The 22,812-nt window shown below is 71.4% G+C and carries 23 protein-coding genes; 7 read left to right on the plus strand and 16 right to left on the minus strand.

Annotation, left to right across the window (positions count from 1 at the left end):
* Window positions 1-39: 39 nt before the first annotated feature.
* Complete coding sequence (gene cseB, locus JK359_RS27105) at window positions 40-741, plus strand: two-component system response regulator CseB (protein WP_201840896.1); 702 nt, start codon at window positions 40-42, stop codon at window positions 739-741.
* A gap of 13 nt (window positions 742-754) precedes the next feature.
* Window positions 755-2,107 (plus strand): two-component system sensor histidine kinase CseC, encoded by a 1,353-nt coding sequence (gene cseC / locus JK359_RS27110; protein ID WP_201840899.1) that lies wholly within the window; start codon window positions 755-757, stop codon window positions 2,105-2,107.
* Between the two features lie 228 nt (window positions 2,108-2,335).
* On the opposite strand, the gene JK359_RS27115 is transcribed toward cseC, so the two are convergent.
* The 3 genes from JK359_RS27115 to JK359_RS27125 form a co-directional block, all read right to left on the minus strand.
* Window positions 2,336-2,770 (minus strand): VOC family protein, encoded by a 435-nt coding sequence (locus JK359_RS27115; protein ID WP_201840901.1) that lies wholly within the window; start codon window positions 2,768-2,770, stop codon window positions 2,336-2,338.
* Window positions 2,767-3,243 carry a helix-turn-helix transcriptional regulator gene (locus JK359_RS27120; RefSeq protein WP_201840904.1) on the minus strand — a complete coding sequence of 159 codons (477 nt, stop codon included), beginning with the start codon at window positions 3,241-3,243 and terminating at the stop codon, window positions 2,767-2,769. The genes JK359_RS27115 and JK359_RS27120 overlap by 4 nt, the downstream gene beginning before the upstream one ends.
* Before the next feature lie 136 nt (window positions 3,244-3,379).
* Window positions 3,380-4,951 carry an MDR family MFS transporter gene (locus JK359_RS27125; RefSeq protein ID WP_201840907.1) on the minus strand — a complete coding sequence of 524 codons (1,572 nt, stop codon included), beginning with the start codon at window positions 4,949-4,951 and terminating at the stop codon, window positions 3,380-3,382.
* A 125-nt stretch (window positions 4,952-5,076) separates the two neighbouring features.
* Here JK359_RS27125 and JK359_RS27130 point away from each other — a divergent pair, with 125 nt between their 5' ends.
* Window positions 5,077-5,676, plus strand: coding sequence for a TetR/AcrR family transcriptional regulator (locus tag JK359_RS27130; RefSeq protein ID WP_201840910.1), 600 nt, complete (start codon window positions 5,077-5,079; stop codon window positions 5,674-5,676).
* Window position 5,677: 1 nt separating this feature from the next.
* Here JK359_RS27130 and JK359_RS27135 read toward each other — a convergent pair whose 3' ends face one another.
* The gene (locus tag JK359_RS27135; protein WP_201840912.1) at window positions 5,678-6,229 is read right to left on the minus strand and encodes a M23 family metallopeptidase; all 552 of its coding nucleotides are present in this window, start codon (window positions 6,227-6,229) and stop codon (window positions 5,678-5,680) included.
* Window positions 6,230-6,705: 476 nt separating this feature from the next.
* Between JK359_RS27135 and JK359_RS27140 the strand changes: the two genes are divergently transcribed.
* The gene (locus JK359_RS27140; RefSeq protein WP_201840914.1) at window positions 6,706-7,329 is read left to right on the plus strand and encodes an HAD family acid phosphatase; all 624 of its coding nucleotides are present in this window, start codon (window positions 6,706-6,708) and stop codon (window positions 7,327-7,329) included.
* A gap of 129 nt (window positions 7,330-7,458) precedes the next feature.
* Here JK359_RS27140 and JK359_RS27145 read toward each other — a convergent pair whose 3' ends face one another.
* Window positions 7,459-9,984, minus strand: coding sequence for an ATP-dependent Clp protease ATP-binding subunit (locus JK359_RS27145; protein WP_201840916.1), 2,526 nt, complete (start codon window positions 9,982-9,984; stop codon window positions 7,459-7,461).
* Window positions 9,985-10,432: 448 nt separating this feature from the next.
* On the opposite strand from JK359_RS27145, the gene JK359_RS27150 reads away from it, so the two are divergent.
* Window positions 10,433-11,104, plus strand: a complete 672-nt coding sequence (locus JK359_RS27150; protein ID WP_201840918.1) for an SCO3374 family protein — start codon at window positions 10,433-10,435, stop codon at window positions 11,102-11,104.
* On the opposite strand, the gene JK359_RS27155 is transcribed toward JK359_RS27150, so the two are convergent.
* The 10 genes from JK359_RS27155 to JK359_RS27200 all read right to left on the minus strand — a co-directional run bounded on the left by JK359_RS27155 (window position 11,083) and on the right by JK359_RS27200 (window position 19,787).
* Window positions 11,083-11,418 (minus strand): histone-like nucleoid-structuring protein Lsr2, encoded by a 336-nt coding sequence (locus tag JK359_RS27155; RefSeq protein WP_201840919.1) that lies wholly within the window; start codon window positions 11,416-11,418, stop codon window positions 11,083-11,085. The two genes, JK359_RS27150 and JK359_RS27155, sit on opposite strands and share 22 nt — an antisense overlap.
* A 203-nt stretch (window positions 11,419-11,621) precedes the next feature.
* On the minus strand, window positions 11,622-12,155 hold the full coding sequence (locus JK359_RS27160; protein ID WP_201840921.1) for an amino-acid N-acetyltransferase: 534 nt from the start codon (window positions 12,153-12,155) through the stop codon (window positions 11,622-11,624).
* A gap of 9 nt (window positions 12,156-12,164) precedes the next feature.
* Window positions 12,165-12,611, minus strand: a complete 447-nt coding sequence (locus JK359_RS27165; protein WP_236678541.1) for a BlaI/MecI/CopY family transcriptional regulator — start codon at window positions 12,609-12,611, stop codon at window positions 12,165-12,167.
* 196 nt (window positions 12,612-12,807) lie between these two features.
* The gene (locus JK359_RS27170) at window positions 12,808-12,984 is read right to left on the minus strand and encodes a hypothetical protein (RefSeq protein WP_201840926.1); all 177 of its coding nucleotides are present in this window, start codon (window positions 12,982-12,984) and stop codon (window positions 12,808-12,810) included.
* A gap of 303 nt (window positions 12,985-13,287) precedes the next feature.
* Window positions 13,288-13,953 (minus strand): hypothetical protein, encoded by a 666-nt coding sequence (locus tag JK359_RS27175; RefSeq protein WP_201841182.1) that lies wholly within the window; start codon window positions 13,951-13,953, stop codon window positions 13,288-13,290.
* A gap of 309 nt (window positions 13,954-14,262) precedes the next feature.
* Window positions 14,263-15,060, minus strand: a complete 798-nt coding sequence (locus tag JK359_RS27180; protein WP_201840929.1) for a type III pantothenate kinase — start codon at window positions 15,058-15,060, stop codon at window positions 14,263-14,265.
* A gap of 5 nt (window positions 15,061-15,065) precedes the next feature.
* Complete coding sequence (gene nadC / locus JK359_RS27185) at window positions 15,066-16,043, minus strand: carboxylating nicotinate-nucleotide diphosphorylase (RefSeq protein WP_201840932.1); 978 nt, start codon at window positions 16,041-16,043, stop codon at window positions 15,066-15,068.
* Between the two features lie 5 nt (window positions 16,044-16,048).
* Window positions 16,049-17,770 carry an L-aspartate oxidase gene (locus JK359_RS27190; protein ID WP_201840934.1) on the minus strand — a complete coding sequence of 574 codons (1,722 nt, stop codon included), beginning with the start codon at window positions 17,768-17,770 and terminating at the stop codon, window positions 16,049-16,051.
* The gene (panC, locus tag JK359_RS27195; protein ID WP_201840937.1) at window positions 17,767-18,762 is read right to left on the minus strand and encodes a pantoate--beta-alanine ligase; all 996 of its coding nucleotides are present in this window, start codon (window positions 18,760-18,762) and stop codon (window positions 17,767-17,769) included. Before panC ends, JK359_RS27190 begins: the two co-directional genes overlap by 4 nt.
* On the minus strand, window positions 18,759-19,787 hold the full coding sequence (locus JK359_RS27200) for a Rossmann-like and DUF2520 domain-containing protein (protein ID WP_201840940.1): 1,029 nt from the start codon (window positions 19,785-19,787) through the stop codon (window positions 18,759-18,761). Before JK359_RS27200 ends, panC begins: the two co-directional genes overlap by 4 nt.
* A gap of 185 nt (window positions 19,788-19,972) precedes the next feature.
* Here JK359_RS27200 and JK359_RS27205 point away from each other — a divergent pair, with 185 nt between their 5' ends.
* Window positions 19,973-21,157: a threonine aldolase family protein gene (locus JK359_RS27205; RefSeq protein ID WP_236678526.1), complete on the plus strand. Its 1,185-nt coding sequence runs from the start codon at window positions 19,973-19,975 to the stop codon at window positions 21,155-21,157.
* Between the two features lie 108 nt (window positions 21,158-21,265).
* Here the strand turns inward: JK359_RS27205 and JK359_RS27210 are convergent, their stop codons facing one another.
* Window positions 21,266-21,475 carry a hypothetical protein gene (locus tag JK359_RS27210; RefSeq protein WP_201840945.1) on the minus strand — a complete coding sequence of 70 codons (210 nt, stop codon included), beginning with the start codon at window positions 21,473-21,475 and terminating at the stop codon, window positions 21,266-21,268.
* A 186-nt stretch (window positions 21,476-21,661) separates the two neighbouring features.
* Between JK359_RS27210 and JK359_RS27215 the strand changes: the two genes are divergently transcribed.
* Window positions 21,662-22,804, plus strand: a complete 1,143-nt coding sequence (locus tag JK359_RS27215; protein ID WP_201840947.1) for a DUF5937 family protein — start codon at window positions 21,662-21,664, stop codon at window positions 22,802-22,804.
* Window positions 22,805-22,812: the final 8 nt, after the last annotated feature.

The following is a 22,812-nucleotide window of genomic DNA, read 5'->3' on the forward strand; positions in this document are numbered from 1 at the left end:
ATCCCCCACACGCACACCATGAGGACTGAGAGCACCCGGATGGCAGACCAGACCCACGTTCTGTTCGTCGAGGACGACGACGTCATCCGCGAGGCCACCCAGCTCGCCCTCGAGCGGGACGGCTTCGCGGTCACCGCGATGCCCGACGGCCTGTCGGGACTGGAGGCGTTCCGCGCGAACCGCCCCGACATCGCGCTGCTGGACGTCATGGTGCCGGGCCTGGACGGGGTCAGCCTGTGCCGCCGGATCCGGGACGAGTCGACCGTGCCGGTGATCATGCTGTCGGCACGCGCCGACTCGATCGACGTCGTCCTCGGTCTGGAGGCGGGCGCCGACGACTACGTGACCAAGCCGTTCGACGGTGCCGTACTGGTCGCCCGGATCCGCGCGGTGCTGCGCCGCTTCGGACACGCCGGGGGTTCCGCGCAGGCGGAGGAGTCCGCGTCCGCGGCCACCGGCACGCTCGTCTTCGGGGAACTGGAGATCGACACCGACGGCATGGAGGTGCGCCGGGCCGGGGAGCCGGTGGCGCTCACCCCGACCGAGATGCGGCTGCTGCTGGAGTTCTCCTCGGCGCCGGGCTCCGTGCTCTCCCGGGACAAGCTGCTGGAGCGCGTGTGGGACTACGGCTGGGGCGGGGACACCCGGGTGGTCGACGTGCATGTGCAGCGGCTGCGGCAGAAGATCGGCCAGGACCGGATCGAGACGGTCCGCGGCTTCGGCTACAAGCTGAAGGCCTGAGCGGAGCGGCGGCATGCGGGGGATTCTTCGGTACCCGGTCCGGCGCGTGGAGCGGGCGGGCCTGCGCACCGGGCTCAGATGGAAGCTGAGCGCGGCGATCGCACTCGTGGCGGGGCTGGTGGCGATCGTGCTGAGCCTGGTCGTGCACAACGCGGCCCGCGTCTCCATGCTGGACAACGCACGCGAGCTGGCCAACGACCGTCTCCTGCTGGCCCAGCGCAACTACGAACTGAACCGGGGACCGGTCTTCCCCTACGTCAAGATCGACGATCCTGGGCTGCCGGCCGCCCTGCGCGAGAGCGTGGAACGGGGCCGCCGGGCCAGCGACGTCTCCGAGCGCGGCGGGATGCCGGACATCTGGGCGGCCGTTCCGGTGAAGGACGGGCACGTGTTGTCCGTGCACATCCATCTGCCCGACCGCAGCACCGACATGCTGAACGACCTGGACCAGGCCCTGGTCATCGGCTCGGTCTCGGTCGTGCTCGGGGGCAGCGCGCTCGGGGTGCTGATCGGGGGCCAGCTGTCCCGGCGGCTGCGCAAGGCGGCGGCCGCCGCGAACCAGGTCGCCAAGGGCGAGCCCGACGTCCGGGTGCGGGAGGCCATCGGCGGGGTCGTACGGGACGAGACCGACGATCTCGCACGCGCGGTGGACGCCATGGCGGACGCGTTGCAACAGCGCCTGGAGGCCGAGCGGCGGGTCACCGCCGATATCGCGCACGAGCTGCGCACCCCGGTGACGGGTCTGCTGACCGCCGCCGAGCTGCTGCCGCCCGGCCGGCCGACCGAGCTGGTCCTGGACCGGGCGAAGGCGATGCGGACCCTGGTCGAGGACGTCCTGGAGGTCGCCCGCCTCGACAGCGCATCGGAGCAGGCCGAGCTGCAGGACATCATGCTGGGCGAGTTCGTGAGCCGGCGTGTGGCCGCGAAGGACCCGGACGTCGCCGTGCGGGTGGTGCACGAGTCGGAGGTCACCACCGATCCCCGGCGCCTGGAACGGGTGCTGTTCAATCTGCTCGCCAACGCGGCCCGGCACGGCCGGCCGCCCATCGAGGTCACCGTGGAGGGCCGGGTCATCCGGGTCCGCGACCACGGGCCGGGCTTCCCCGAGGAGTTGCTCGCCGAGGGCCCGAGCCGGTTCCGTACCGGCAGCATGGACCGCGCGGGGCAGGGCCACGGGCTGGGGCTGACCATCGCGGCCGGCCAGGCGCGCGTGCTCGGCGCCCGGCTCACCTTCCGCAACGTACGCCCCCCGGGCGCGCCCGCTCATGTCCCCGCCGAGGGCGCGGTGGCCGTCCTGTGGCTCCCGGAGCACGCCCCGACCAGCACCGGCAGCTATCCGCTGCTCCCGGTGTCGGGCGGCCACTGAACGCCGTCCCCGGACCCCGCGGGCGGGAGAGCGAGCCGACCGTGCCGGGCGACGAGGGAGAGCGGTGGCCGGGCGTGCCGGGCGACGAGGGCAGGCGCTAGCCGGGCGTGCCGGGCAGCCAGGGCGAGCGGTGGCCGGGCGTGCCGGGCAGCGGGGGCGAGCGGTGGCCGGGTGTGCCCGGCAGTCAGGGCGAGAGCCGGTGTGCCGGCCGGCGTGCGGGGAGCGCGGTCAGCCGAAGTCCTTGGAGAAGTCCAGCTCCTCACTGCGCTCGGTCAGCGAGTACCAGTTGCCGTTGTCGTCACGGAAGATCGCCTCGATGCCGTACGGCCGCTCCTTCGGCTCCTGGAGGAACTCCACGCCGCGCGCGCGGAACGTCTCGTAGTCGCCCCGGCAGTCGTCCGTGTGGAACGCTCCCGCCCCCAGCACTCCCTTGGCGACCAGCTTCTTCAGCGCCTCGGCGGACTCGGGGTCCAGGCCCGGTCCGTCCAGGCTCATCAGCGCCAGCTCCACCCCCGGCTGGTCCTGGGCGCCGACGGTGATCCAGCGCATGTCGCCCACGGCGAGGTCGCTGCGCACCTCGAAGTCCAGCTTCTCGGTGAAGAAGGCCTTCGTCCGCTGCTGGTCGGTGGTCCATACGGTGCTGATGCCCAGGCCCTTGATCATGTCTGCGCGCTCCTGTCACGAGGGGGCTGTTCCTGCTCGTCACCGTAGGCGGGGCCGGGCGCGGGGCGCTTCTCCGATGTTGCGGTGTTGAAGCCGCCGGCCCAGAGCATGGCGTAGCAGCCGGGTATGAGGGCGGCACCGCGGCCCACGTGCTTCGTGCGGTACTCGCTCGGGGTGAGGCCGGTACGGGCCTTGAACCGGGCGGAGAACGTGCCGAGGCTGCTGAAGCCGACCAGCGTGCAGATCTCGGTCACCGTGAGGTTGGCGCTGCGCAGCAGCTCCTCGGCACGCTCGATGCGCCGGTGGGTCAGATACTGGCCGGGCGTCTCGCCGTACGCCTCCTTGAAGGCGCGCAGGAAGTGGTACCGCGAGTACCCGGCGTGGGCCGCCGCCGCGTCCAGGTCGAGTCCGGCGTCGGCCCAGTCGCGGTCCATGGCGTCCTTGGCCAGGCGCAACCGGCGCAACTTGTCCATGGCCCGATGGTGACACGGGGGTCTGACACCGGGGACGCCGAAGGCCCGCGGTGGCGGCGACGCACCGGGGCCGGGAACGGACGAAGGCCCGCGGTGGCGGAGGAGACGCACCGGGGCCTTCGAACTCGGGCGGACGTCAGACGGCCTCGGCCATGGCCGGCGGCACCGCGTCCGCGCCCTCGGTGGAGGGCTGCTGCGGCCCGCCCTTCAGCGGCACCTCCTTGACGAACAGCGCCGCGATCAGCACCAGCACCGCGATGCCGGCGCCGAGCAGGAAGGCGGAGTGCGTGCCCGCGGACACCGCGTGCTGGTAGGCCTCACGGGCCGCCGTGGGCAGCTTGTGCAGGCTCTCCGCGTCCAGCTGCGCCGACTTCTCGGTGATGTTCTTGCCCAGTGCGCCGGCCCGCTCGGCCATGACGTCCTGGACCCGGTGGTTGAACAGGGCGCCCATGATGGCCACGCCGAAGGAGGACCCGAGCGTACGGAAAAGGGTGGCGGAGGAGGACGCCACGCCCATGTCCTTCATCTGCACGCTGTTCTGCGCGACCAGCATGGTGATCTGCATCAGGCAGCCCATGCCGGCGCCGAGCACGGCCATGTAGAGGCCGGAGGTGAGCCGGGTGGTCTCCGTGTCCATGAGCGACAGCAGGTACAGGCCGGTGATCATCAGGACACCGCCGACGATCGGGAACGCCTTGTAGCGGCCGCTGCCGGTGGTGACGCGTCCGGCGACCATCGAGGTCACCAGCATCGCGCCGAGCATCGGCAGGAGCAGCAGACCGGAGTTGGTCGCGGAGGCGCCCTGAACGGCCTGCTGGTACAGCGGCAGGAACAGGGTGGCGCCGAACATCACGAAGCCGGTGATGAAGCCGATGACCGACATCAGGGTGAAGTTGCGGCTCCTGAAGATGTGCAGCGGAAGGACCGGTTCGGCGGCCTTCGTCTGCCAGAACACGAACCCGACCAGCGCGGCCACGCCGATGCCGGTCAGCTCCATGATCCGCGCGGAGGTCCAGGCGTACTCGGTGCCGCCCCAGGTGGTGACCAGCACGACGGAGGTGATGCCGACGGTCAGCAGGACGACACCCAGGTAGTCGATGCCCGCCTTGGCCCGCTTCTTCGGCAGGTGCAGCACGGCGGTGACCAGCGCGAGGGCGACGGCCCCGAGGGGCAGGTTGATGTAGAAGGCCCAGCGCCAGCCCCAGTTGTCGGTGATGGTGCCGCCGACCAGCGGGCCGCCGATCATCGCGAGCGCCATGACGCCGGCCATCATGCCCTGGTACTTGCCCCGCTCTCGCGGCGGCACGAGGTCGCCGATGATCGCCATGACGCCGACCATCAGACCGCCCGCGCCCAGGCCCTGAACGGCGCGGAAGCCGATCAGCTGGCCCATGTCCTGGGCCATGCCGCTCAGCGCCGAACCGGCCAGGAAGATCACGATCGAGCTGAGGAAGGCGCCCTTGCGCCCGTACATGTCGCCGAGCTTGCCCCAGATCGGCGTGGAGGCAGCGGTGGCCAGGGTGTACCCGGTGACGACCCACGACAGATGCTGCAGGCCGCCCAGTTCGCCCACGATCGTCGGCATCGCCGTGCCCACGATCATGTTGTCGAGCATCGCGAGCATCATCGCGATCATGAGCGCGAGCAGGACCACGCGCACGCTCTTGGGTTGTTTACTCTCAGTGATGCTTTCGACCGTGTCCGCCATCGCTTTTCCACTCCCCCGGTGACTGTTACTTACTTGCCGCCCGGCTAGTTGACTACACTGGGAAGGTAGACCTGTCACTAGCCGGTCGTCAAGTAAGTTTCCGCGGAAGCGCGAGGAGTACGAGGATGGGCGTCACCATGGACGGCACCAAGCAGCAGCGCCGCGGCAACACCCGCCAGCGCATCCAGGACGTCGCGCTCGAGCTCTTCGCGGAACAGGGATACGAGAAGACCTCCCTGCGCGAGATCGCCGAGCGCCTCGACGTCACCAAGGCAGCCCTGTATTACCACTTCAAGACGAAGGAAGAGATCATCGTCAGCCTCTTCGAGGACCTGACGAAGCCGATCGAGGACCTGATCGAGTGGGGCAGGCGGCAGCCGCACACACTGGAGACCAAGCAGGACATCCTGCGGCGCTACAGCGAGGCGCTGGCCGGGGCGGAACCGCTCTTCCGCTTCATGCAGGAGAACCAGGCGACGGTACGGGAACTGCGCATCGGCGAGACCTTCAAGGACCGGATGCGCGGCCTGCGGGACATCCTCATCGACCGCGAGTCGGAACTGGTGGACCAGGTGCGCTCGGTCAGTGCGATGTTCACCCTGCACGCCGGGATGTTCGTGATGCAGGACCTGGAAGGCGACCCCGAGAGGAAGCGCGAGGCCGTTCTCGAGGTCGCCCTGGACCTGATCACGCAGGCGCACGAGCACACCCGCGGGAAGGACTAGATCAGACCTTCACGCCCTTGGCGCGCAGGAAGGAGACCGGGTCGACGGCCGAGCCGTAGTTCGGGGTCGTGCGGATCTCGAAGTGCAGGTGCGGGCCGGTGGAGTTGCCGGTCGAGCCGGACAGGGCGAGGTGCTGGCCGGTCTTGACGATCTGGCCGATCTTGACGTCGACCCGCGACAGGTGCGCGTACTGCGAGTACGTGCCGTTGCCGTGCTTGACGACCACGGCGTTGCCGTACGCCGGGCCGTCACCGGCACCGTTGGGGCCGGCCTTGACGACGGTGCCGCCGTGCGCGGCGACGACCTCGGTGCCGGTCGGCACGGCGAAGTCCTGGCCGCTGTGCTTGGCGACCCAGTGACCGCCGGCCTGGGCGAAGCTCGCGGAGAGCGTGTACTTCTTCACCGGGTCGACCCAGGAGTCGGCCGACGGGGTGGCGGCGCTCGCGATCCCGGTCCCCAGCACGGCCGTGGCGCCGATTCCGGCAGCCAGGACGGCCACGCGGTTGCGGTTCGCGGACATACGGGCGGAGCGGGACGTGAAGCGTCGGAACATGGGAGTCCTCGTGGGCTCGGGAACGGGTCGGCCGATCGGCGCACAGACGTCCAGGACGGACGTTCGCCGTAGCGGCCATCCCTTGGTAACCGAGCAACCCGGTCGCGACCAACCCCCCCTTTCTACGGCGTCATGTAGTAGATGCCTGCAAAACCGCCCACTCTCGGACAGACCTCACATCGACCCCATGCGCTCCGACGTCGCTGTATTCGGCGGACTGGTCGGCGAGTTCAACGCTAAAAGCCCCTTTTATCCTCTTATTTCCTGCAACTATGCCTCTTAGTATGTGACGTAGGTCCTGTGCGGCTTATCACCGGTCACACAAACCGGCCACCCCGGAAATGTGACGCAGACCTCTAGCCACCTACCGTCCGGTAACCCTACGGTTCCCCTCGCGCCACCCTCACCGCAGATCATGCCCCTGACATTTCAGGCACGTACGGACCCCACGTACGGACGTGAGAGGACCCCCACCGATGACCACACGCCCCTGGGCGCACCGTCTTTCCGTGACCGCCGTATCCGTGGCCGCCCTGGCCGCGCTGGCCGCGCCGGCCCAGGCGGCGGACACCACGGCGCCCGCGAGCAGCTCCGCCACTGCCGCCAAGGTCGACTACGCGACCTGGCAGAAGGACTGCCAGGCGGTGATGGACCAGGCCCTGCCGTACGTGAAGGCCCGCATCGCCGTCGGCAAGCCGGGCGAGAAGCAGGCCATCGTCTTCGACATCGACAACACCACGCTGGAGACCGACTTCGGCTTCAGCTACCCGCAGCCGGCCAACAAGCCCGTGCTGAACGTCGCCAAGTACGCCCAGGAGCACGGCGTCTCCCTGTTCTTCGTCACCGCCCGCCCGGGCATCCTCTACTGGCCCACCGAGTACAACCTCGAGCACGACGGGTACGACATCTCCGGTCTGCGCGTCCGCGGCCTGTTCGACCTCTTCAAGGACGTCGCCGCCTACAAGACCGCGCAGCGCGTCGACATCGAGAAGCAGGGCTACACGATCATCGCGAACATCGGCAACAGCCCCACGGACCTCTCCGGCGGCCACGCCGAGAAGTCCTTCAAGCTGCCCGACTACAACGGTCAGTTGTCGTAACGCGCACCGACCGCCGGCTCGGAGCGGTCGGCGCGCCGCCCGGAACTCACACCGGGCGGCGCTGGAACAGCGAAAGGGGCCGGTGCCCGAAAGGCACCGGCCCCTTCACTCGCTCGACCTGCGGGAGGCTTACGCGTCCTTGCTCAGGTTCGGCCCGGCCCCGCCGGCGGCCTGCTCGATCGGCGGGACGTCCGGCAGCGCCGACTTCTCCTCACCCCGGAAGGTGAAGGTCTGGGCGTCGCCCTCGCCCTCGGTGTCCACGACCACGATGTGACCGGGGCGCAGCTCACCGAAGAGGATCTTCTCCGAGAGGGTGTCCTCGACCTCGCGCTGGATGGTGCGGCGCAGCGGCCGGGCACCCAGCACCGGGTCGTAACCCTTCTTGGCCAGCAGTTCCTTGGCGGACTGGGACAGCTCGATGCCCATGTCCCGGTCCTTCAGGCGCTCGTCCACCTTGCTGATCATCAGGTCGACGATCCGCAGGATGTCCGCCTGCGTCAGCTGCGGGAAGACGACCACGTCGTCGACGCGGTTGAGGAACTCGGGACGGAAGTGCTGCTTCAGCTCGTCCGAGACCTTGTTCTTCATGCGCTCGTAGTTGGTCTTCGTGTCACCCGCGGCGGCGAAGCCGAGGTTGAAGCCCTTGGAGATGTCCCGGGTGCCGAGGTTGGTCGTCATGATGATGACCGTGTTCTTGAAGTCCACGACCCGGCCCTGGGAGTCGGTCAGGCGACCGTCCTCCAGGATCTGCAGCAGCGAGTTGAAGATGTCCGGGTGGGCCTTCTCGACCTCGTCGAAGAGGACGACGGAGAACGGCTTGCGGCGGACCTTCTCGGTCAGCTGGCCGCCCTCTTCGTAGCCCACGTATCCGGGCGGGGAACCGAAGAGACGCGACACCGTGTGCTTCTCGCTGAACTCCGACATGTCGAGGGAGATCAGCGCGTCCTCGTCACCGAAGAGGAACTCGGCGAGGGCCTTGGACAGTTCGGTCTTACCGACACCGGACGGGCCGGCGAAGATGAACGAACCACCCGGACGCTTCGGGTCCTTCAGACCGGCACGCGTACGGCGGATCGCCTTCGACAGCGCCTTGACGGCGTCGTTCTGGCCGATGACCCGCTTGTGCAGCTCCTCCTCCATGCGGAGCAGGCGGCTGGACTCCTCCTCGGTCAGCTTGAAGACCGGGATGCCGGTGGCCGTGGCGAGGACCTCGGCGATCAGCTCGCCGTCGACCTCGGCGACGACGTCCATGTCGCCGGCCTTCCACTCCTTCTCCCGCTTGGCCTTGGCGGCCAGGAGCTGCTTCTCCTTGTCGCGCAGGGAGGCGGCCTTCTCGAAGTCCTGCGAGTCGATCGCGGACTCCTTGTCCCGGCGGACGGCGGCGATCTTCTCGTCGAACTCGCGCAGGTCCGGCGGAGCGGTCATCCGGCGGATGCGCATCCGGGAGCCGGCCTCGTCGATCAGGTCGATCGCCTTGTCCGGCAGGAAGCGGTCGGAGATGTACCGGTCGGCCAGGGTGGCGGCCTGGACCAGGGCCTCGTCCGTGATGGAGACGCGGTGGTGGGCCTCGTAGCGGTCGCGCAGGCCCTTGAGGATCTCGATCGTGTGCGGCAGGGACGGCTCGGCGACCTGGATGGGCTGGAAGCGGCGCTCCAGGGCCGCGTCCTTCTCCAGGTGCTTGCGGTACTCGTCCAGGGTGGTCGCACCGATGGTCTGCAGCTCGCCACGGGCCAGCATCGGCTTGAGGATGCTCGCGGCGTCGATGGCGCCCTCGGCGGCACCCGCACCGACCAGCGTGTGCAGCTCGTCGATGAACAGGATGATGTCGCCGCGGGTGCGGATCTCCTTGAGGACCTTCTTCAGGCGCTCCTCGAAGTCACCGCGGTAGCGGGAGCCGGCGACCAGGGCGCCGAGGTCCAGCGTGTAGAGGTGCTTGTCCTTCAGCGTCTCGGGCACCTCGCCCTTGACGATCGCCTGGGCGAGGCCCTCGACGACAGCGGTCTTGCCGACGCCGGGCTCACCGATCAGCACCGGGTTGTTCTTGGTACGGCGGGACAGCACCTGCATGACCCGCTCGATCTCCTTCTCGCGCCCGATGACCGGGTCGAGCTTGGACTCACGAGCGGCCTGGGTGAGGTTCCGGCCGAACTGGTCCAGGACGAGGGAGGTCGAGGGGGTGCCCTCGGCCGGGCCGCCGGCGGTGGCGGTCTCCTTGCCCTGGTAACCGGAGAGCAGCTGGATGACCTGCTGCCGCACCCGGTTGAGGTCTGCGCCCAGCTTGACCAGGACCTGGGCGGCGACGCCCTCGCCCTCACGGATCAGGCCGAGCAGGATGTGCTCCGTGCCGATGTAGTTGTGGCCCAGCTGAAGAGCCTCGCGGAGCGAAAGCTCCAGGACCTTCTTGGCACGGGGGGTGAAGGGGATGTGACCGGACGGGGCCTGCTGGCCCTGGCCGATGATCTCCTCCACCTGCTGGCGGACCGCCTCAAGCGAAATGCCGAGGCTCTCCAGGGCCTTAGCGGCGACACCTTCGCCCTCGTGGATGAGACCCAGGAGGATGTGCTCGGTGCCGATGTAGTTGTGGTTGAGCATCCGGGCTTCTTCCTGAGCCAGGACGACAACCCGCCGCGCGCGGTCGGTGAACCTCTCGAACATCGTTAATCGCTCCTCAGAGCGGTCAGGCAGTGGGGGGAACTTCCCCTCCCTGTCCTTCCGCAGCTTAGTCCCGCAAGCGGGGACCGCTCATTCCAACTGCCGACACCGTCGATGGCCTCCTGACCCCGAACGCCGACATCTGCTCCAACCCGATGGTGCGAGACGATGTTCCCGCAGGCCAGGCAGTTACCCCACTCGCCAGTACGCCGATGGCGAACGTGAGACGCCCCAACCTGCGTGTCGCCCCCTCCCACTAGGCATGTCTTACCCGCAGGGACTGACACTCCATGCCGCGCGCACCGGTTCCCTCCGCTACGGGCGAACAACCTTGCGCCTCCCCCTGGCCCCACGCGCCTCCGTTTTCAGCACGGTGTGCAGTCGCTGGGACACCCAGCGTAACCTGGGCCCCGGGAGGGCGGTTGCAGTGGGCATGGTTGGCTCGGTCTCCATGACCTCCACGGTCCCCCTTCCACGCCGGCCCGTCGATCCGGGCGCCGGTGATCACACCGCCGGCCCCGACGCCCGGGTCCGGCACTGGTACGAGAACGATCTGGGGTGGCCGACAGTGCCCGGCCTGCCGCTGAGGCTGCGCACGGGGGTGCGGTTCGACGTGCTGGACGTACCGGCCGAGGCGGGCGCGGGGGCGCTCCGGCATCTCGCGCCGGGCTCTCCGGTGGCCCTTCGGGGCGGCCGGATGGAGCTGCTGGTGGCCGCGGGCAGCGCGGAGGAGCTGCCCGGGCTGCTGGACTGGCTGGAGTGGGGAGCCGTGGCGCTGGACCTACGGGTCCTGGGCGCGGGCGGCACGCTGGAAGCTCCGGTGCCGTCGGCGGGAGCCGATGCGGTGCAGCGGGCCGTCCTGGCCGACGCCGCACAGCGGGCGACCGCGGCCGGTGGCGTGCAGGGGGCCGCCGTGTGGCTGCGGCCCCCCGGGCCGGGCAGCGGGCTCGAGGCCTCGCTGCCGGCGATGCCGACGATGCCGGCCGTAGGACGCGAGGGGAGCGTCCCCGATCTCGTACGGCTGGTGGACACGGTGGCAGCGCACTGTCACCGGGTCCGGCTGTGGCGCGCGTGCGCCGGGCCGAACGCCTGCCGGCCGGATCAGCCGTTGGCCTTCTCGTAGGCCTCACGGATGGACGCGGGGACACGGCCGCGGTCGTTTACCTCGTAGCCGTTCTCCTTCGCCCAGGCGCGGATCGCCGCGGTGTCCTGGTTGCCGCCGGAAGCGGCACGCGCCTTTCCACGCCCACCGGAGGCACGGCCCCCGGTACGACGACCACCCTTGACATAAGGGTCGAGAAGGCTGCGCAGCTTGTCCGCATTGACAGTCGTGAGATCGATCTCGTACGTCTTGCCGTCCAGCGCGAACGTCACGGTCTCGTCCGCCTCGCCGCCGTCGAGGTCGTCGACAAGAAGGACCTGAACCTTCTGTGCCACCGCATTTCCTTTCATCGATAACGTTGAGGGCCAGGGGTGTGCGGCGTCCGCCGTTTCGCCGCCCCTGTTATATGCAGTACTGCAGTACGTCGGAAAGCAAACCGCTTTTGCCGGAAAAACACAAACCCCCGGGAGTGACCGAGCGGACGGCTCCCGTCCGGAAACATGCGCGTTTCGGACATAGGGCACCCGGGCAATGACGATCACAGATGCAGAAGCATCCGGCTGTTGCCCAAGGTGTTCGGTTTCACTCGTTCGAGACCGAGGAACTCCGCGACGCCCTCGTCATAGGAACGCAACAGCTCCGCGTAGACGTCGGTGTCGACCGGCGTCTCCCCGATCTCGACGAAGCCGTGCTTGCTGAAGAAGTCCACTTCGAAGGTCAGGCAGAAAACCCGGCGAACGCCGAGCCAGCGCGCGGTCTGGAGCAACTTCTCCAGCACCCGGTGCCCCACGCCGGCGCCCTTGAGGCCGGGCTTCACCGCCAGAGTGCGGACTTCCGCGAGGTCCTCCCACATGACGTGCAGGGCACCGCAGCCGACCACCTCGGCGTTGTCGTCGCGTTCCGCGACCCAGAACTCCTGGATGTCCTCGTAAAGGGTGACCATGGCTTTGTCGAGCAGGATGCGGTCACGGACGTAGGCGTCGAGGAGGCGGCGCACGGCGGGGACATCGCTGGTCCGGGCCCGCCGGACGGTGATGGCTTTTGCGGGGACTTCGGGACGCTCTGCTGCCATGAGCGGACGCTATCGCCCGGCCGCGCCCCCGGCCGAGCCGGGGTTCTCCTCTTGCCCGGCTTCGACGGCTTCCTGTTGCCCGGCTTCGGCGGCTTCCTGTTGCCGGGCTTCCGGGGCTTCCCGGGTTTCTTCCGGACCCTGCACGATGCGTACGGCGTCCCTGAGGGCCTGGCGCTGTTCCTCGCTCATCATCCCGAAGAAGGCGACGAGAGCGGCGGCCGGGTTGTCGCTCTGCGACCAGGCGTCGTTCATGAGGGCGGCGGCGTAGGCGGCTCGCGTCGACACGGCCTCATATCGATAGGCCCGCCCTTCCGCCTCGCGGCGGACCCAGCCCTTCTGATGGAGATTGTCCAAAACGGTCATCACGGTGGTGTACGCGATCGAGCGTTCCTGCTGGAGGTCTTCCAGGACTTCTCGAACGGTCACCGGGCGGTTCCACTTCCACACCCGCGTCATGACCGCGTCTTCGAGTTCTCCCAATGGGCGAGGCACAGCTCAGAACAATAGTGGGAGATCCCGGCAATGGCGTGCCGGACGTGCGCTAGGACTACAAAAGCGAACAAAAAGGGCGTACGACTCGGAAAGCACCGCGGAGCGCGGAGGAGTCGTACGCCTGAGGGGCCGGGTTCGCCGGGGCGTGCCGCAGGTCTGCTCAGGCGTCGCCGGCGTGGGCCTTGGGAGCGCCCTCCACACGTGCGAGGGCGGCGTCGACGGCCGCGTCCTCCTTGGCCTTGGCGGCCCCGCCCTGGGTCTTCACGATCACCCTGACCACACCGATGAAGAAGGCGGCCATGACGATGGGGGGCACGAGCGCGGAGACATAGTCCATGCGTCCAGAGTAGCCACGGCGGAACGGGCGAAAGGGGCGGGGTGCGCCGAACGGCGGAACGGGCGAAAAGGGCGGGGTGCGCCGAACGGCGGAACGCGCCGGACCGTTCTCGCCGCGCCGGAACGGCGGAGCGCACCGGCCCCGTGCGGCGTGACGGAAAGCCGACGGCCCGGTCGGCCCGTACGGCGCGGCCACGGTCGGCCCGTACGGCGCGGCAGAACGCCGGCGGCCGCAGTCGGCCCGTACGGCGTGGCAGAACGCCGGCGGCCGCGGTCGGCCCACGCCCTCCGTCGGCGGCCCCGGCTAGCCCGCGGCCAGTTGCCGTGAGTCGGCCGGCTCGGTGGGCGGCGCCGGCTTGCGCCGCGGGAAGACCTCGCCCGGCGTCGGAATGGGCCGCTTCGGCGCGGCCGGCTCGCCGTCCGGCCGGGTGGCGGGCCGGTCGGCGGGGCCCGGCTTCGGCGCGGGCTTCTGCGGGGGCTTGGGGGGCTCCTCGGCCTGCCCCTCGTCCTGGCGGACCCCCGGCTCCCCCGCGCCGCCCGCGAGGGCCATCAGGCGCGCCCTGGCGGGCGGTACCGCGGGCGCCGGCACCTTGCGCCCACCCTGCGCGAACCGGGCCCGTACGTCCTGCTCCGCCAGCGCCTGGCAGCGGTCCAGCAGCGCCGCCGCCCCAGGGTTCCCGCGCAGCGCCCGGAGTGCGGCGAGGTCGTCCGGCGTCGGCCGGTGCCCCGCCCCCAGCGCCTCCTCGAGGAGGCCCAGGTAACCGGCGGCGGTACCCGGCAGCGCCGCCCGGTACCGGCCGAGGTCGGCCACCAGGAACGCGCGGAGTCTGGCTCCCTCGCACATCGCCTCGTCGAGCGACTCGGCGAGCCGGAAGCAGTCCTGCACGTCCTCGGCGGAGGCGTGACCGGGGTGAAGGGCGAGGGCGAGGGCGCGGCGGAGCACACGCAGCTCCTCCACGCCGAACGCCATGCCGCCGCGGGATCCGAATGGCGTGGGCATGCGGCGACGCTACCGCTAATCGGACAAAAGTGACGGAATGGGATCTTCTTTCGCCGCGTGTCGCTCCCGGTTTCCCTCGTCCGGGGCCACGCACGAGGGCCGCGGACGGTCCTGGACCGAGCCGCGGACGGTCCTGGACCGAGCCGCGGACGGGCCCGGCTGCGGGGCCACGGACAGGCCGGGGCGGGGCGGCGAAGGGCCCCGAGCCGGGCCCCAGAGGGACCCGGGGACCGGCACGGACGGGCCGGGCCGGCGCCCCGGAGGGTGCCGGCCGGGCGGTCACATCCGCGAGACGTTCCGCTCGTAGACCAGGCGCAGGCCGATCAGCGTCAGCCACGGCTGGTGCTCGTCGATCACGGAGGACTCGCCCAGCACCATCGGGGCGAGCCCGCCCGTGGCGATCACCGTCACGTCGTCCGGGTCGTCGGACAGCTCCCGCGCCATCCGGCTGACCACGCCGTCGACCTGCCCGGCGAAGCCGTACACGATGCCCGCCTGCATGGCCTCGACCGTGTTCTTGCCGATCACGCTGCGCGGCCGGGCCACCTCGATCTTCCGCAGCTGGGCGCCGCGCACACCGAGCGCCTCCACGGAGATCTCGATCCCGGGCGCGATCACCCCGCCGACGTACTCCCCGCGCGCGGAGACCGCGTCGAACGTGGTCGCCGTGCCGAAGTCCACGACGATCGCCGGACCGCCGTACAGCTCGACCGCCGCGACGGCGTTGATGATCCGGTCCGCGCCGACCTCCTTGGGGTTGTCGGTGAGGATCGGCACGCCCGTCTTCACGCCCGGCTCCACCAGGACGGCGGGCACGTCGCCGTAGTACCGCCGGGTGACCTCGCGCAGCTCGTGCAGCACCGAGGGGACGGTCGCACAGATCGCGATGCCGTCGATGCCGTCGCCCAGCTCCTCGCCGAGCAGCGGGTGCATGCCCATCAGGCCCTGCAGCAGCACGGCCATCTCGTCGGCCGTGCGGCGGGCGTCCGTGGAGATGCGCCAGTGCTCGACGATGTCCTCGCCGTCGAACAGGCCGAGGACGGTGTGCGTGTTGCCGACGTCGATCGTGAGCAGCATGGCCGTTACTCCGCCTCGCGCAGGTCCAGGCCGACGTCCAGGATCGGCGAGGAGTGGGTGAGCGCGCCGACGGCCAGGAAGTCCACGCCGGTGTCGGCGTACGCGCGCGCGGTGGCCAGCGTCAGCCGCCCGGACGCCTCCAGCAGCGCCCGCCCGCCGACGATGCCGACGGCCTCCGCGCACTCGCCGGGCGTGAAGTTGTCCAGCAGGATCAGGTCGGCTCCCGCGTCCACGACCTCGCGCAGCTGGTGCAGGGTGTCGACCTCGACCTCGATCGGGACGTCCGGGAAGGCGTCCCGGACGGCCTTGAAGGCCTGCGCGACACCGCCGGCGGCGACCACGTGGTTGTCCTTCACCAGGGCGGCGTCGGAGAGCGACATGCGGTGGTTGACGCCCCCGCCGCAGCGGACGGCGAACTTCTCCAGCGAGCGCAGGCCCGGCGTCGTCTTGCGGGTGTCCCGCACGCGCGTCCTGGTGCCCTCCAGCGCGTCCGCCCACGCGCGTGTGGCGGTCGCGATGCCGGACAGCCGGCACAGGATGTTGAGCGCGCTGCGCTCGGCGGTGAGCAGGTCACGCGTGCGCGTGGTGACCGACAGCAGCTTCTGCCCGGCCTCGATCCGGTCGCCGTCCTCCACGTGCCGCTCGACCTCGAACTCGTCCGTGCACACCACGGACAGGACGGCCTCGGCGACCCGGAGGCCGGCCACGACGCCCGCCTCGCGCGCGGTGAAGTCGGCGGTGGCCACCGCGTCCTCGGGGATGGTCGACACGGTCGTCACGTCCACACCGCCGTCCAGGTCCTCCTGGATGGCGACGTTGGCGATGTCCTCGACCTCGACGGGGTCGAGTCCGGCAGCGGCCAGCAGCTCGGCGAGCGCGGGGTCGAGCCCGCACTCCAGGAATTCCTCGTCACCCTCGGCGCCGCAGGCGCAGCCGTCGCCGCAGCCGCCGGTCGGGGCGAGAGGAAGGTCGTCGGTGCTCACGTCTGTCACTGCTCCTGGGGACGCTGGGATTGCCGGGTAGGGGGGAAGTCTGCGGTGTCCGTGGTGCGTACGGCCAGCGACCGGTCGGGATTGAGCCGTACGACGATGTGGCGCCGCCAGTTGTCGTCGTCGCGGTCGGCGCGGTCCTCGCGCCAGTGGCAGCCGCGGGTCTCCTCGCGCAGCCGGGCGGCGGCGACCAGGACCCGGGCCACGCACAGGAGGTTCGTCGCCTCCCAGGTGTCCACGCCGGGCTCGGCGGTCTTGCCGTTCTCCTCCAGCGCGTCCCGGGCCTCGGAGTGCAGCCGCTGGAGCTGGTCCGCGGCCTTGGCCAGGGACTCCTCCGAGCGCAGCACGCCGGCACCCTCGGTCATGATCCGCTGGATGGCGAACCGGGTCTCGGGGGCGAGCAGCGGGTGGGCGGGCTTCTCGGGCTCCGGGACCGCGGCGGGCACGCGCGCGTCCAGGGCGTTGTCCGCCCGCGCGGAGACGATGTCGGCGACGATCCGCTCGGCGTAGACGAGCCCTTCGAGGAGCGAGTTGGAGGCGAGCCGGTTCGCACCGTGCACACCGGTGCACGCCACCTCGCCGCACGCGTACAGCCCCGGGACGGTCGTCCTGCCCCGCGCGTCGGTGCGGACGCCCCCGGAGGCGTAGTGGGCGGCCGGGGCGATCGGGATGGGCTCGGTGACCGGGTCGATGCCGTTGGCCCGGCAGGCGGCCAGGATGGTCGGGAAACGGTGCTCCCACATGTCGGCGCCGAAGTGCCGGGCGTCGAGGAACATGTGCTCGGCGTCCTGCTCCTGCATCCGCCGCATGATGCCCTTGGCGACGATGTCCCGCGGCGCCAGCTCGGCCAGCTCGTGCCGGCCCAGCATGAAGCGCACGCCGTCGCCGTCGACCAGGTGGGCGCCCTCGCCGCGCACCGCCTCGGAGACCAGCGGCTGCTGGCCCTCGGCGTCCGCGCCGAGGAACAGCACGGTCGGGTGGAACTGCACGAACTCCAGGTCGCTGACCTCGGCGCCCGCGCGCAGGGCCAGCGCCACGCCGTCGCCGGTCGACACGGACGGGTTGGTGGTCGCGGAGAACACCTGGCCCATGCCGCCGGTCGCGAGGACCACCGCGGGGGCGTGCACGGCGCCCACGCCGTCGTGCTGGCCCTCGCCCATCACGTGCAGGGTGACACCGGCCGTACGGCCCTCGGCGTCGGTCAGCAGGTCCAGTACCAGCGCGTTCTCGATGGTGCGCAGCCCGCGCGCGCGGACGGCCTCGACGAGGGCCCGGGAGATCTCCGCGCCGGTCGCGTCCCCGCCGGCGTGTGCGATGCGGCGGCGGTGGTGGCCGCCCTCGCGGGTGAGTTCCAGGCCTCCCTCGGAGGTCTCGTCGAAGTGCGCGCCGGTGTCGATGAGCCGGCGCACGGCGTCGGGGCCCTCGGTGACGAGGATCCGCACGGCGGCCTCGTCGCACAGGCCCACGCCGGCCACGAGGGTGTCCTCGAGGTGCTGTTCGGGGGTGTCGCCCTCGCCGAGGGCGGCGGCGATGCCGCCCTGCGCCCAGCGCGTGGAGCCGTCGTCCAGGCGGGCCTTGGTGACGACGACCGTCGTGAGTCCGGCGGCCTCGCAGCGCAGGGCCGCGGTCAGGCCGGCCACGCCGGAGCCGACGACGACCACGTCCGCGGCGATGGCCCAGCCGGGTGCGGGTGCGTGCAGTCGTATGCCTGTGCTGGTCACGAGGCGGCTCCGAAGGTGAGAGGGAGGTTGTCGATCAGCCGGGTCGTGCCGACCCGGGCCGCGACGGCGAGGACGGCCTCGCCGGTGAAGTCGTCACCGATCTCGGTGAAGTCGGAGGGGTCCACGAGGGCGAGGTAGTCCAGCTTCAGCGGCGGGTCGACGCGGACGGCCTCGTCCAGGACCTGGCGGGCGGCGGCACGGACGGCCGCCGGGCCGCCGGGCGCGCCGGTGGCCGCCACCGCATGGGCGTCGGCCGCCGCGCGGGACTCCCCTATGGCGCTGAGCGCCTCGGCACGCGCGTGCGTGGAGGGCACTTCCCGGGCCCGTGCGCGCAGTGCCTCCTGCGCCGCGTGCCGGTCACGGCCGGCGAACAACGCGCGGGACAGGAAGAGCGCGGTACGGCGCTGCGGGGGTGAGAGGTAGCGGTTGCGGCTGGACAGGGCGAGCCCGTCCTCCTCGCGCACGGTCGGTACGCCGACGATCTCCACGCCGAAGTTCAGGTCCCGCACCATGCGCCGGATCAGGGCGAGCTGCTGGGCGTCCTTCTGGCCGAACAGGGCGGCGTCGGGGCGGGTCAGGTGCAGCAGCTTGGCGACGACGGTGAGCATGCCGTCGAAGTGCCCGGGCCGCGAGGCGCCCTCCAGGCGTTCGCCCATGGGGCCGGCGGTGATGCGGACCTGGGGTTCGCCGCCGGGGTAGACCTCGTCCACGGAGGGTGCGAACACGGCGTCGGCGCCGGACTGTTCGGCGAGCTTGAGGTCGGCGTCGAGGGTGCGCGGGTAGCGGTCCAGGTCCTCGCCCGCACCGAACTGCAGCGGATTCACGAAGACCGTGACCACGACCTCGCCGTCCGGGCCGGCGATCTCCCGCGCGGTGCGGATCAGGGTCGCGTGGCCCTCGTGCAGGGCGCCCATGGTCATCACCACGGCACGGCGGCCGTGGCGCACGCGCGCGTGCAGCTCTTCGGCGGTGCTGAGCAGGGCGGTGGTCATCGGTCGTTCCCCTCGGTGCCGGTCGTGCCGTTCGAGCCGTCGGTGCCGTCCGTGCCGTTCGAGCCGTCGGTGCCGTTCGCGCCGCCCGTGCCGTTCGAGCCGCCGGTGCCGTGGCCCGGGTGGCCCCCGTCGGCGAGTACCCCGAGCAGGTCCTCGGCGAGTTCCGGCTTGAGCAGTCCGTGCGCGAGGGCCCGGTCGGCGGTCGCGCGAGCCATCGCCAGGTACCCCGCCACGGTCTGCGGTGCGTGCCTGCGCAGCTCGGTGACGTGCGCGGCGACCGTGCCGGCGTCCCCGCGCGCGACGGGGCCGGTCAGGGCGGCGTCACCGGAGCGCAGGGCGTTGTCCAGGGCGGCGCCGAGCAGCGGGCCGAGCATCCGGTCGGGCGCCTCCACCCCCGCGCTGCGCAGCAGCTCCATGGACTGGGCGACCAGGGTCACCAGATGGTTGGCGCCGAGGGCGAGGGCCGCGTGGTACAGCGGGCGGTTCTCCTCGCTGATCCACTCCGGCTCGCCGCCCATCTCGATGACGAGGGCCTGGGCGGCCAGCCGCAGCTGCTCGGGCGCGGTCACGCCGAAGGAGCAGCCGGCCAGGCGCTGGACGTCCACCGGGGTGCCGGTGAAGGTCATCGCCGGGTGCAGGGCCATCGGCAGCGCGCCCGCGCGCAGAGCCGGGTCGAGGACCTTGGTGCCGTACCGGCCGGAGGTGTGCACGAGCAGCTGTCCCGGCCGTACGGCGCCGGTCTCGGCGAGCCCCGCGACCAAGCCGGGCAGGGCGTCGTCGGGGACGGTGAGCAGCACCAGGTCGGCGCGCTGCAGGACTTCGGCGGGCGGCACCAGCGGGACGTCCGGGAGCATGGCCTCGGCGCGCCTGCGGGAGGCGTCGGAGACTCCGGAGACGGCCACCGGGCGGTGCCCGGCGAGCTGGAGGGACGCGGCCAGTGCGGGACCCACGCGACCGGCGCCGACGACGCCTACGGTGAGCCGCGCGGGGCGGTCCTTGAGGTCTGGCTGGTGGACTGTACTCACGCGACGGAGGCCTTCCCGTTCCAGTCCGCTCTGGGTACCGGACGATTTCTCGTCATGTTAACGCTATCGGGTGGCGCGGCGGCCGGTTGTCCACAGGCTGTGGGTTTCGCCACGCGCCCGCACCGGCCCCCTGACGCGGAAAACGGGATGTCCCCCAGGGGACCGGCCACGGCATGATCCGCGGCATGACGGACACGGCTGAGCAGGGCACCGGGCGGGACGCGGAACGATCGGCACAGGAGCCGCTGCGGGACCGGCGGGCGGCGGCCCGGCGGCGGGCGCGGCGCACGCTGTCCCGCGCGAAGTGGGGAAACACGATCCGCGAACGCCTCACGTATCTGACCGAGGCGACGGCCGGCATGCCCGGCCTGGACGAGACGGCCGACGTCTACGGCAACGGGATCGTGACCGACCTGGAGGAACGGGTCGCCGCGCTGCTCGGCACCGAGGCCGCCGCCTTCTTCCCGACCGGCACGATGGCCCAGCAGGTGGCGCTGCGCTGCTGGGCGGCCCGCACCGGCGACCCGACGGTGGCCCTGCACGCCCTCTCCCACCCGGAAGTGCACGAGCGGCACGCTTTCAGCCAGGTCAGCGGGCTGCGTCCGGTCCGGGTGGGCCACGGCCCGCGGCTTCCCACGGCCGCCGAGATACGCGAGTTCGCGGAGCCCTTCGGGACACTGATGCTGGAACTGCCCCTGCGGGACGCCGGTTTCGTGCTGCCCGCCTGGGAGGAGCTGACCGAGGTCGTCGAAGCGGCGCGGGAACGCGACGCGGTGGTGCACTTCGACGGCGCGCGCCTGTGGGAGTGCACGGAGCACTTCGGGCGCTCCCTGGAGGAGATCGCCGCCCTCGCCGACACCGTCTACGTGTCGTTCTACAAGTCCCTCGACGGCTTCGGCGGCGCCGCGCTCGCCGGCCCGAGGACCTTGATCGAGGAGGCGAAGACCTGGCGGCACAGGTACGGCGGGACCGTTTTCCAGCAGTTCCCGACCGTGCTGTCCGCGCTCGTCGGCCTGGACCGCGAGCTGCCCCGGCTGCCCGAGTACGTGCGGCACGCGCGCGTGGTCGCCGCCGCGCTGCGGGAGGGCTTCGCGGCGGCCGGGGTGCCCTGGGCCCGAGTCCACCCGGAGGTGCCGCACACGCACGAGTTCCGGGTCTGGCTGCCGTACGAGCCGGAGGCGGCGGCCGAGGCGGCGGTGCGCCAGGGCGAGGAGACCTCGGTGATGCTCTTCGGCAACGCCTGGGAGGCGGCGGGGCCCGGCCTGGCGTTCACGGAGGTGGGCATTCGAGCCGCGGGCCTGGACTGGACGGCCGACGACGTCCGCGCGGCCGTACGGGACTTCGTGGACCGCCTGCCGGACCGGGCGTAGCCGCGCGGTGGACCACCTGCCGGACCCGGCGTAGCCGCGCGGTGGACCGTCTGCCGGGCCGGGCGGGGCCCGGCGGTGCACCGCCTGCCGGGCCGCGCGGGGTGGGGCTCAGCCGAGGGCGCGGGGGCGCAGCCAGCGGGTCAGGGTGTGCCGGAGCCGTCCCTGTGCCGGGCGTTCGGCGATGACGGCACGGAAGCGCCGGTAGTCGCGCACCTCGCGCAGGACGGCGGCGTCATGACGGCCCGGCGCGGGCGGCTCGGGCTCGCCGTGCACGCGGGCCCGGTAGCTGTCGAGGAGGTACTGCTGGGTGATGCTCATGGCGGATCGCCTTCTCGGGACGTGGACTGATCACTGACTGCTCACCGACCGCTCGGTGACTGATCGGGCTCCGCGGCTGCCCCGGTGCCCTTCAGCCTGCCCCCGTGCGGGGCCGATGTCCCGTGGATTGACGACTGCCGTCAATCGACGCCGGCGCTGTCAGTGGGCGGGTGCACGATGGGGGGCATGAGCGTGACCATCGACATCAGCGGACTCGCCACCGCCGGGGGCGTCCCCGGCCCGAGCGAGGCCGAGAGGTGGGGACGGGTCTGCGTCACGCCCTCCCCGCTGGCCGAGCTGGGAATGGCGCTGCACGCGCTCAGCGAGCCCGGTCACCACCCCGAGCTGCAGGGCTGGGCGACCGCCGTCTCCTCCCGGCTGGACCCCTGCCTGGCGGACCGGCTGTGCGAGGCGGACTTCCTGTGGCGTACGACGTTCTCGGACGTCTTCGCCCCGTTCGCCGGCATCCCGGGCGGCCGGGCGCTCCCCGGGGCCACGCTCGCCGAGGAACTGGACCTGCTGGACAAGCTGACGGACGAACAGTTCGTCAATGCGGCGCTCGAGTTCACCTGCCAGCTGCGCTACGACGTCCAGACCCCCGGTCCCCTGGCCAACCCGGACCTGCGCCGCCGCTCCCTGGAACTGGCCGCCGCGCGCGGCGCCGTGCAGGAGCGGTTCACGCGCCGGCTGCTGGACGAACCGCCGGTCGTGCGGGCGTGGTTCCGGCAGCTGATGCTCGACTGCGACGAGGCGTTCTTCGCCGACACCTGGGCCCGGCTCGAGCCCCAGCTCGCCGCCGACGCCCGGCACAAGACGGAACTGCTGCGCCGCAAGGGCCTGGGCGCGGCCCTGGCGTCCCTCTCCGAAGCCGTGTCGCTGGACGAGGAGGCCGGGCTCATCACGGTCGACAAGCTCTCCGTGGGCCGCACCGCCACGGGCGACGGCGGCCTGGTGCTGGTGCCGACCAGCCTCGGCCGGCCGCACCTCATGGTCCTGCACCGGTTCGGCTGGCAGCCGTCGATCACCTACCCGGCGAGCGGTTCCCGTCCCCAGGCCCCCTCCGTCGAGCAGCTCACGCGCCGCCTGGAAGCACTGGCCCACCCGGTGCGGATGCGGCTGTGCCGGCACCTCGCGCGGGCCCCGCACACCACGAGCGAACTGGCCGACGCGCACGGCATGACGGCGCCGGAGATATCCCGGCACCTCACGGTGCTGAAGAAGGCGGGGCTGATCACGGACTGCCGTCGCGGCCGGTACGTCCAGCACCAGCTGGACCTGTCCGCGGTGGCCCGGCTGGGCAGCGACTTCATCGAGGGCGTCCTGCGCTGAGCCACACC

This window comes from Streptomyces actinomycinicus, assembly GCF_016741775.1.
Classification (GTDB): Bacteria; Actinomycetota; Actinomycetes; order Streptomycetales; family Streptomycetaceae; genus Streptomyces; species Streptomyces actinomycinicus.

Bases quoted from the DNA above. Each gene is read 5' to 3' on its own strand.
- JK359_RS27210 (WP_201840945.1), bottom strand. From the start codon at position 21,475: ATGAGCATCACCCAGCAGTACCTCCTCGACAGCTACCGGGCCCGCGTG.
- cseB (WP_201840896.1), top strand. From the start codon at position 40: ATGGCAGACCAGACCCACGTTCTGTTCGTCGAGGACGACGACGTCATC.
- JK359_RS27175 (WP_201841182.1), bottom strand. From the start codon at position 13,953: ATGGCGTTCGGCGTGGAGGAGCTGCGTGTGCTCCGCCGCGCCCTCGCC.
- JK359_RS27120 (WP_201840904.1), bottom strand. From the start codon at position 3,243: ATGGACAAGTTGCGCCGGTTGCGCCTGGCCAAGGACGCCATGGACCGC.
- JK359_RS27150 (WP_201840918.1), top strand. From the start codon at position 10,433: ATGACCTCCACGGTCCCCCTTCCACGCCGGCCCGTCGATCCGGGCGCC.
- JK359_RS27145 (WP_201840916.1), bottom strand. From the start codon at position 9,984: ATGTTCGAGAGGTTCACCGACCGCGCGCGGCGGGTTGTCGTCCTGGCT.
- cseC (WP_201840899.1), top strand. From the start codon at position 755: ATGCGGGGGATTCTTCGGTACCCGGTCCGGCGCGTGGAGCGGGCGGGC.
- JK359_RS27180 (WP_201840929.1), bottom strand. From the start codon at position 15,060: ATGCTGCTCACGATCGACGTCGGCAACACGCACACCGTCCTCGGCCTG.
- JK359_RS27160 (WP_201840921.1), bottom strand. From the start codon at position 12,155: ATGGCAGCAGAGCGTCCCGAAGTCCCCGCAAAAGCCATCACCGTCCGG.
- panC (WP_201840937.1), bottom strand. From the start codon at position 18,762: ATGACCACCGCCCTGCTCAGCACCGCCGAAGAGCTGCACGCGCGCGTG.
- JK359_RS27205 (WP_236678526.1), top strand. From the start codon at position 19,973: ATGACGGACACGGCTGAGCAGGGCACCGGGCGGGACGCGGAACGATCG.
- JK359_RS27135 (WP_201840912.1), bottom strand. From the start codon at position 6,229: ATGTTCCGACGCTTCACGTCCCGCTCCGCCCGTATGTCCGCGAACCGC.
- JK359_RS27170 (WP_201840926.1), bottom strand. From the start codon at position 12,984: ATGGACTATGTCTCCGCGCTCGTGCCCCCCATCGTCATGGCCGCCTTC.
- JK359_RS27140 (WP_201840914.1), top strand. From the start codon at position 6,706: ATGACCACACGCCCCTGGGCGCACCGTCTTTCCGTGACCGCCGTATCC.
- JK359_RS27130 (WP_201840910.1), top strand. From the start codon at position 5,077: ATGGGCGTCACCATGGACGGCACCAAGCAGCAGCGCCGCGGCAACACC.
- JK359_RS27125 (WP_201840907.1), bottom strand. From the start codon at position 4,951: ATGGCGGACACGGTCGAAAGCATCACTGAGAGTAAACAACCCAAGAGC.
- JK359_RS27115 (WP_201840901.1), bottom strand. From the start codon at position 2,770: ATGATCAAGGGCCTGGGCATCAGCACCGTATGGACCACCGACCAGCAG.
- JK359_RS27215 (WP_201840947.1), top strand. From the start codon at position 21,662: ATGAGCGTGACCATCGACATCAGCGGACTCGCCACCGCCGGGGGCGTC.
- JK359_RS27165 (WP_236678541.1), bottom strand. From the start codon at position 12,611: ATGACGCGGGTGTGGAAGTGGAACCGCCCGGTGACCGTTCGAGAAGTC.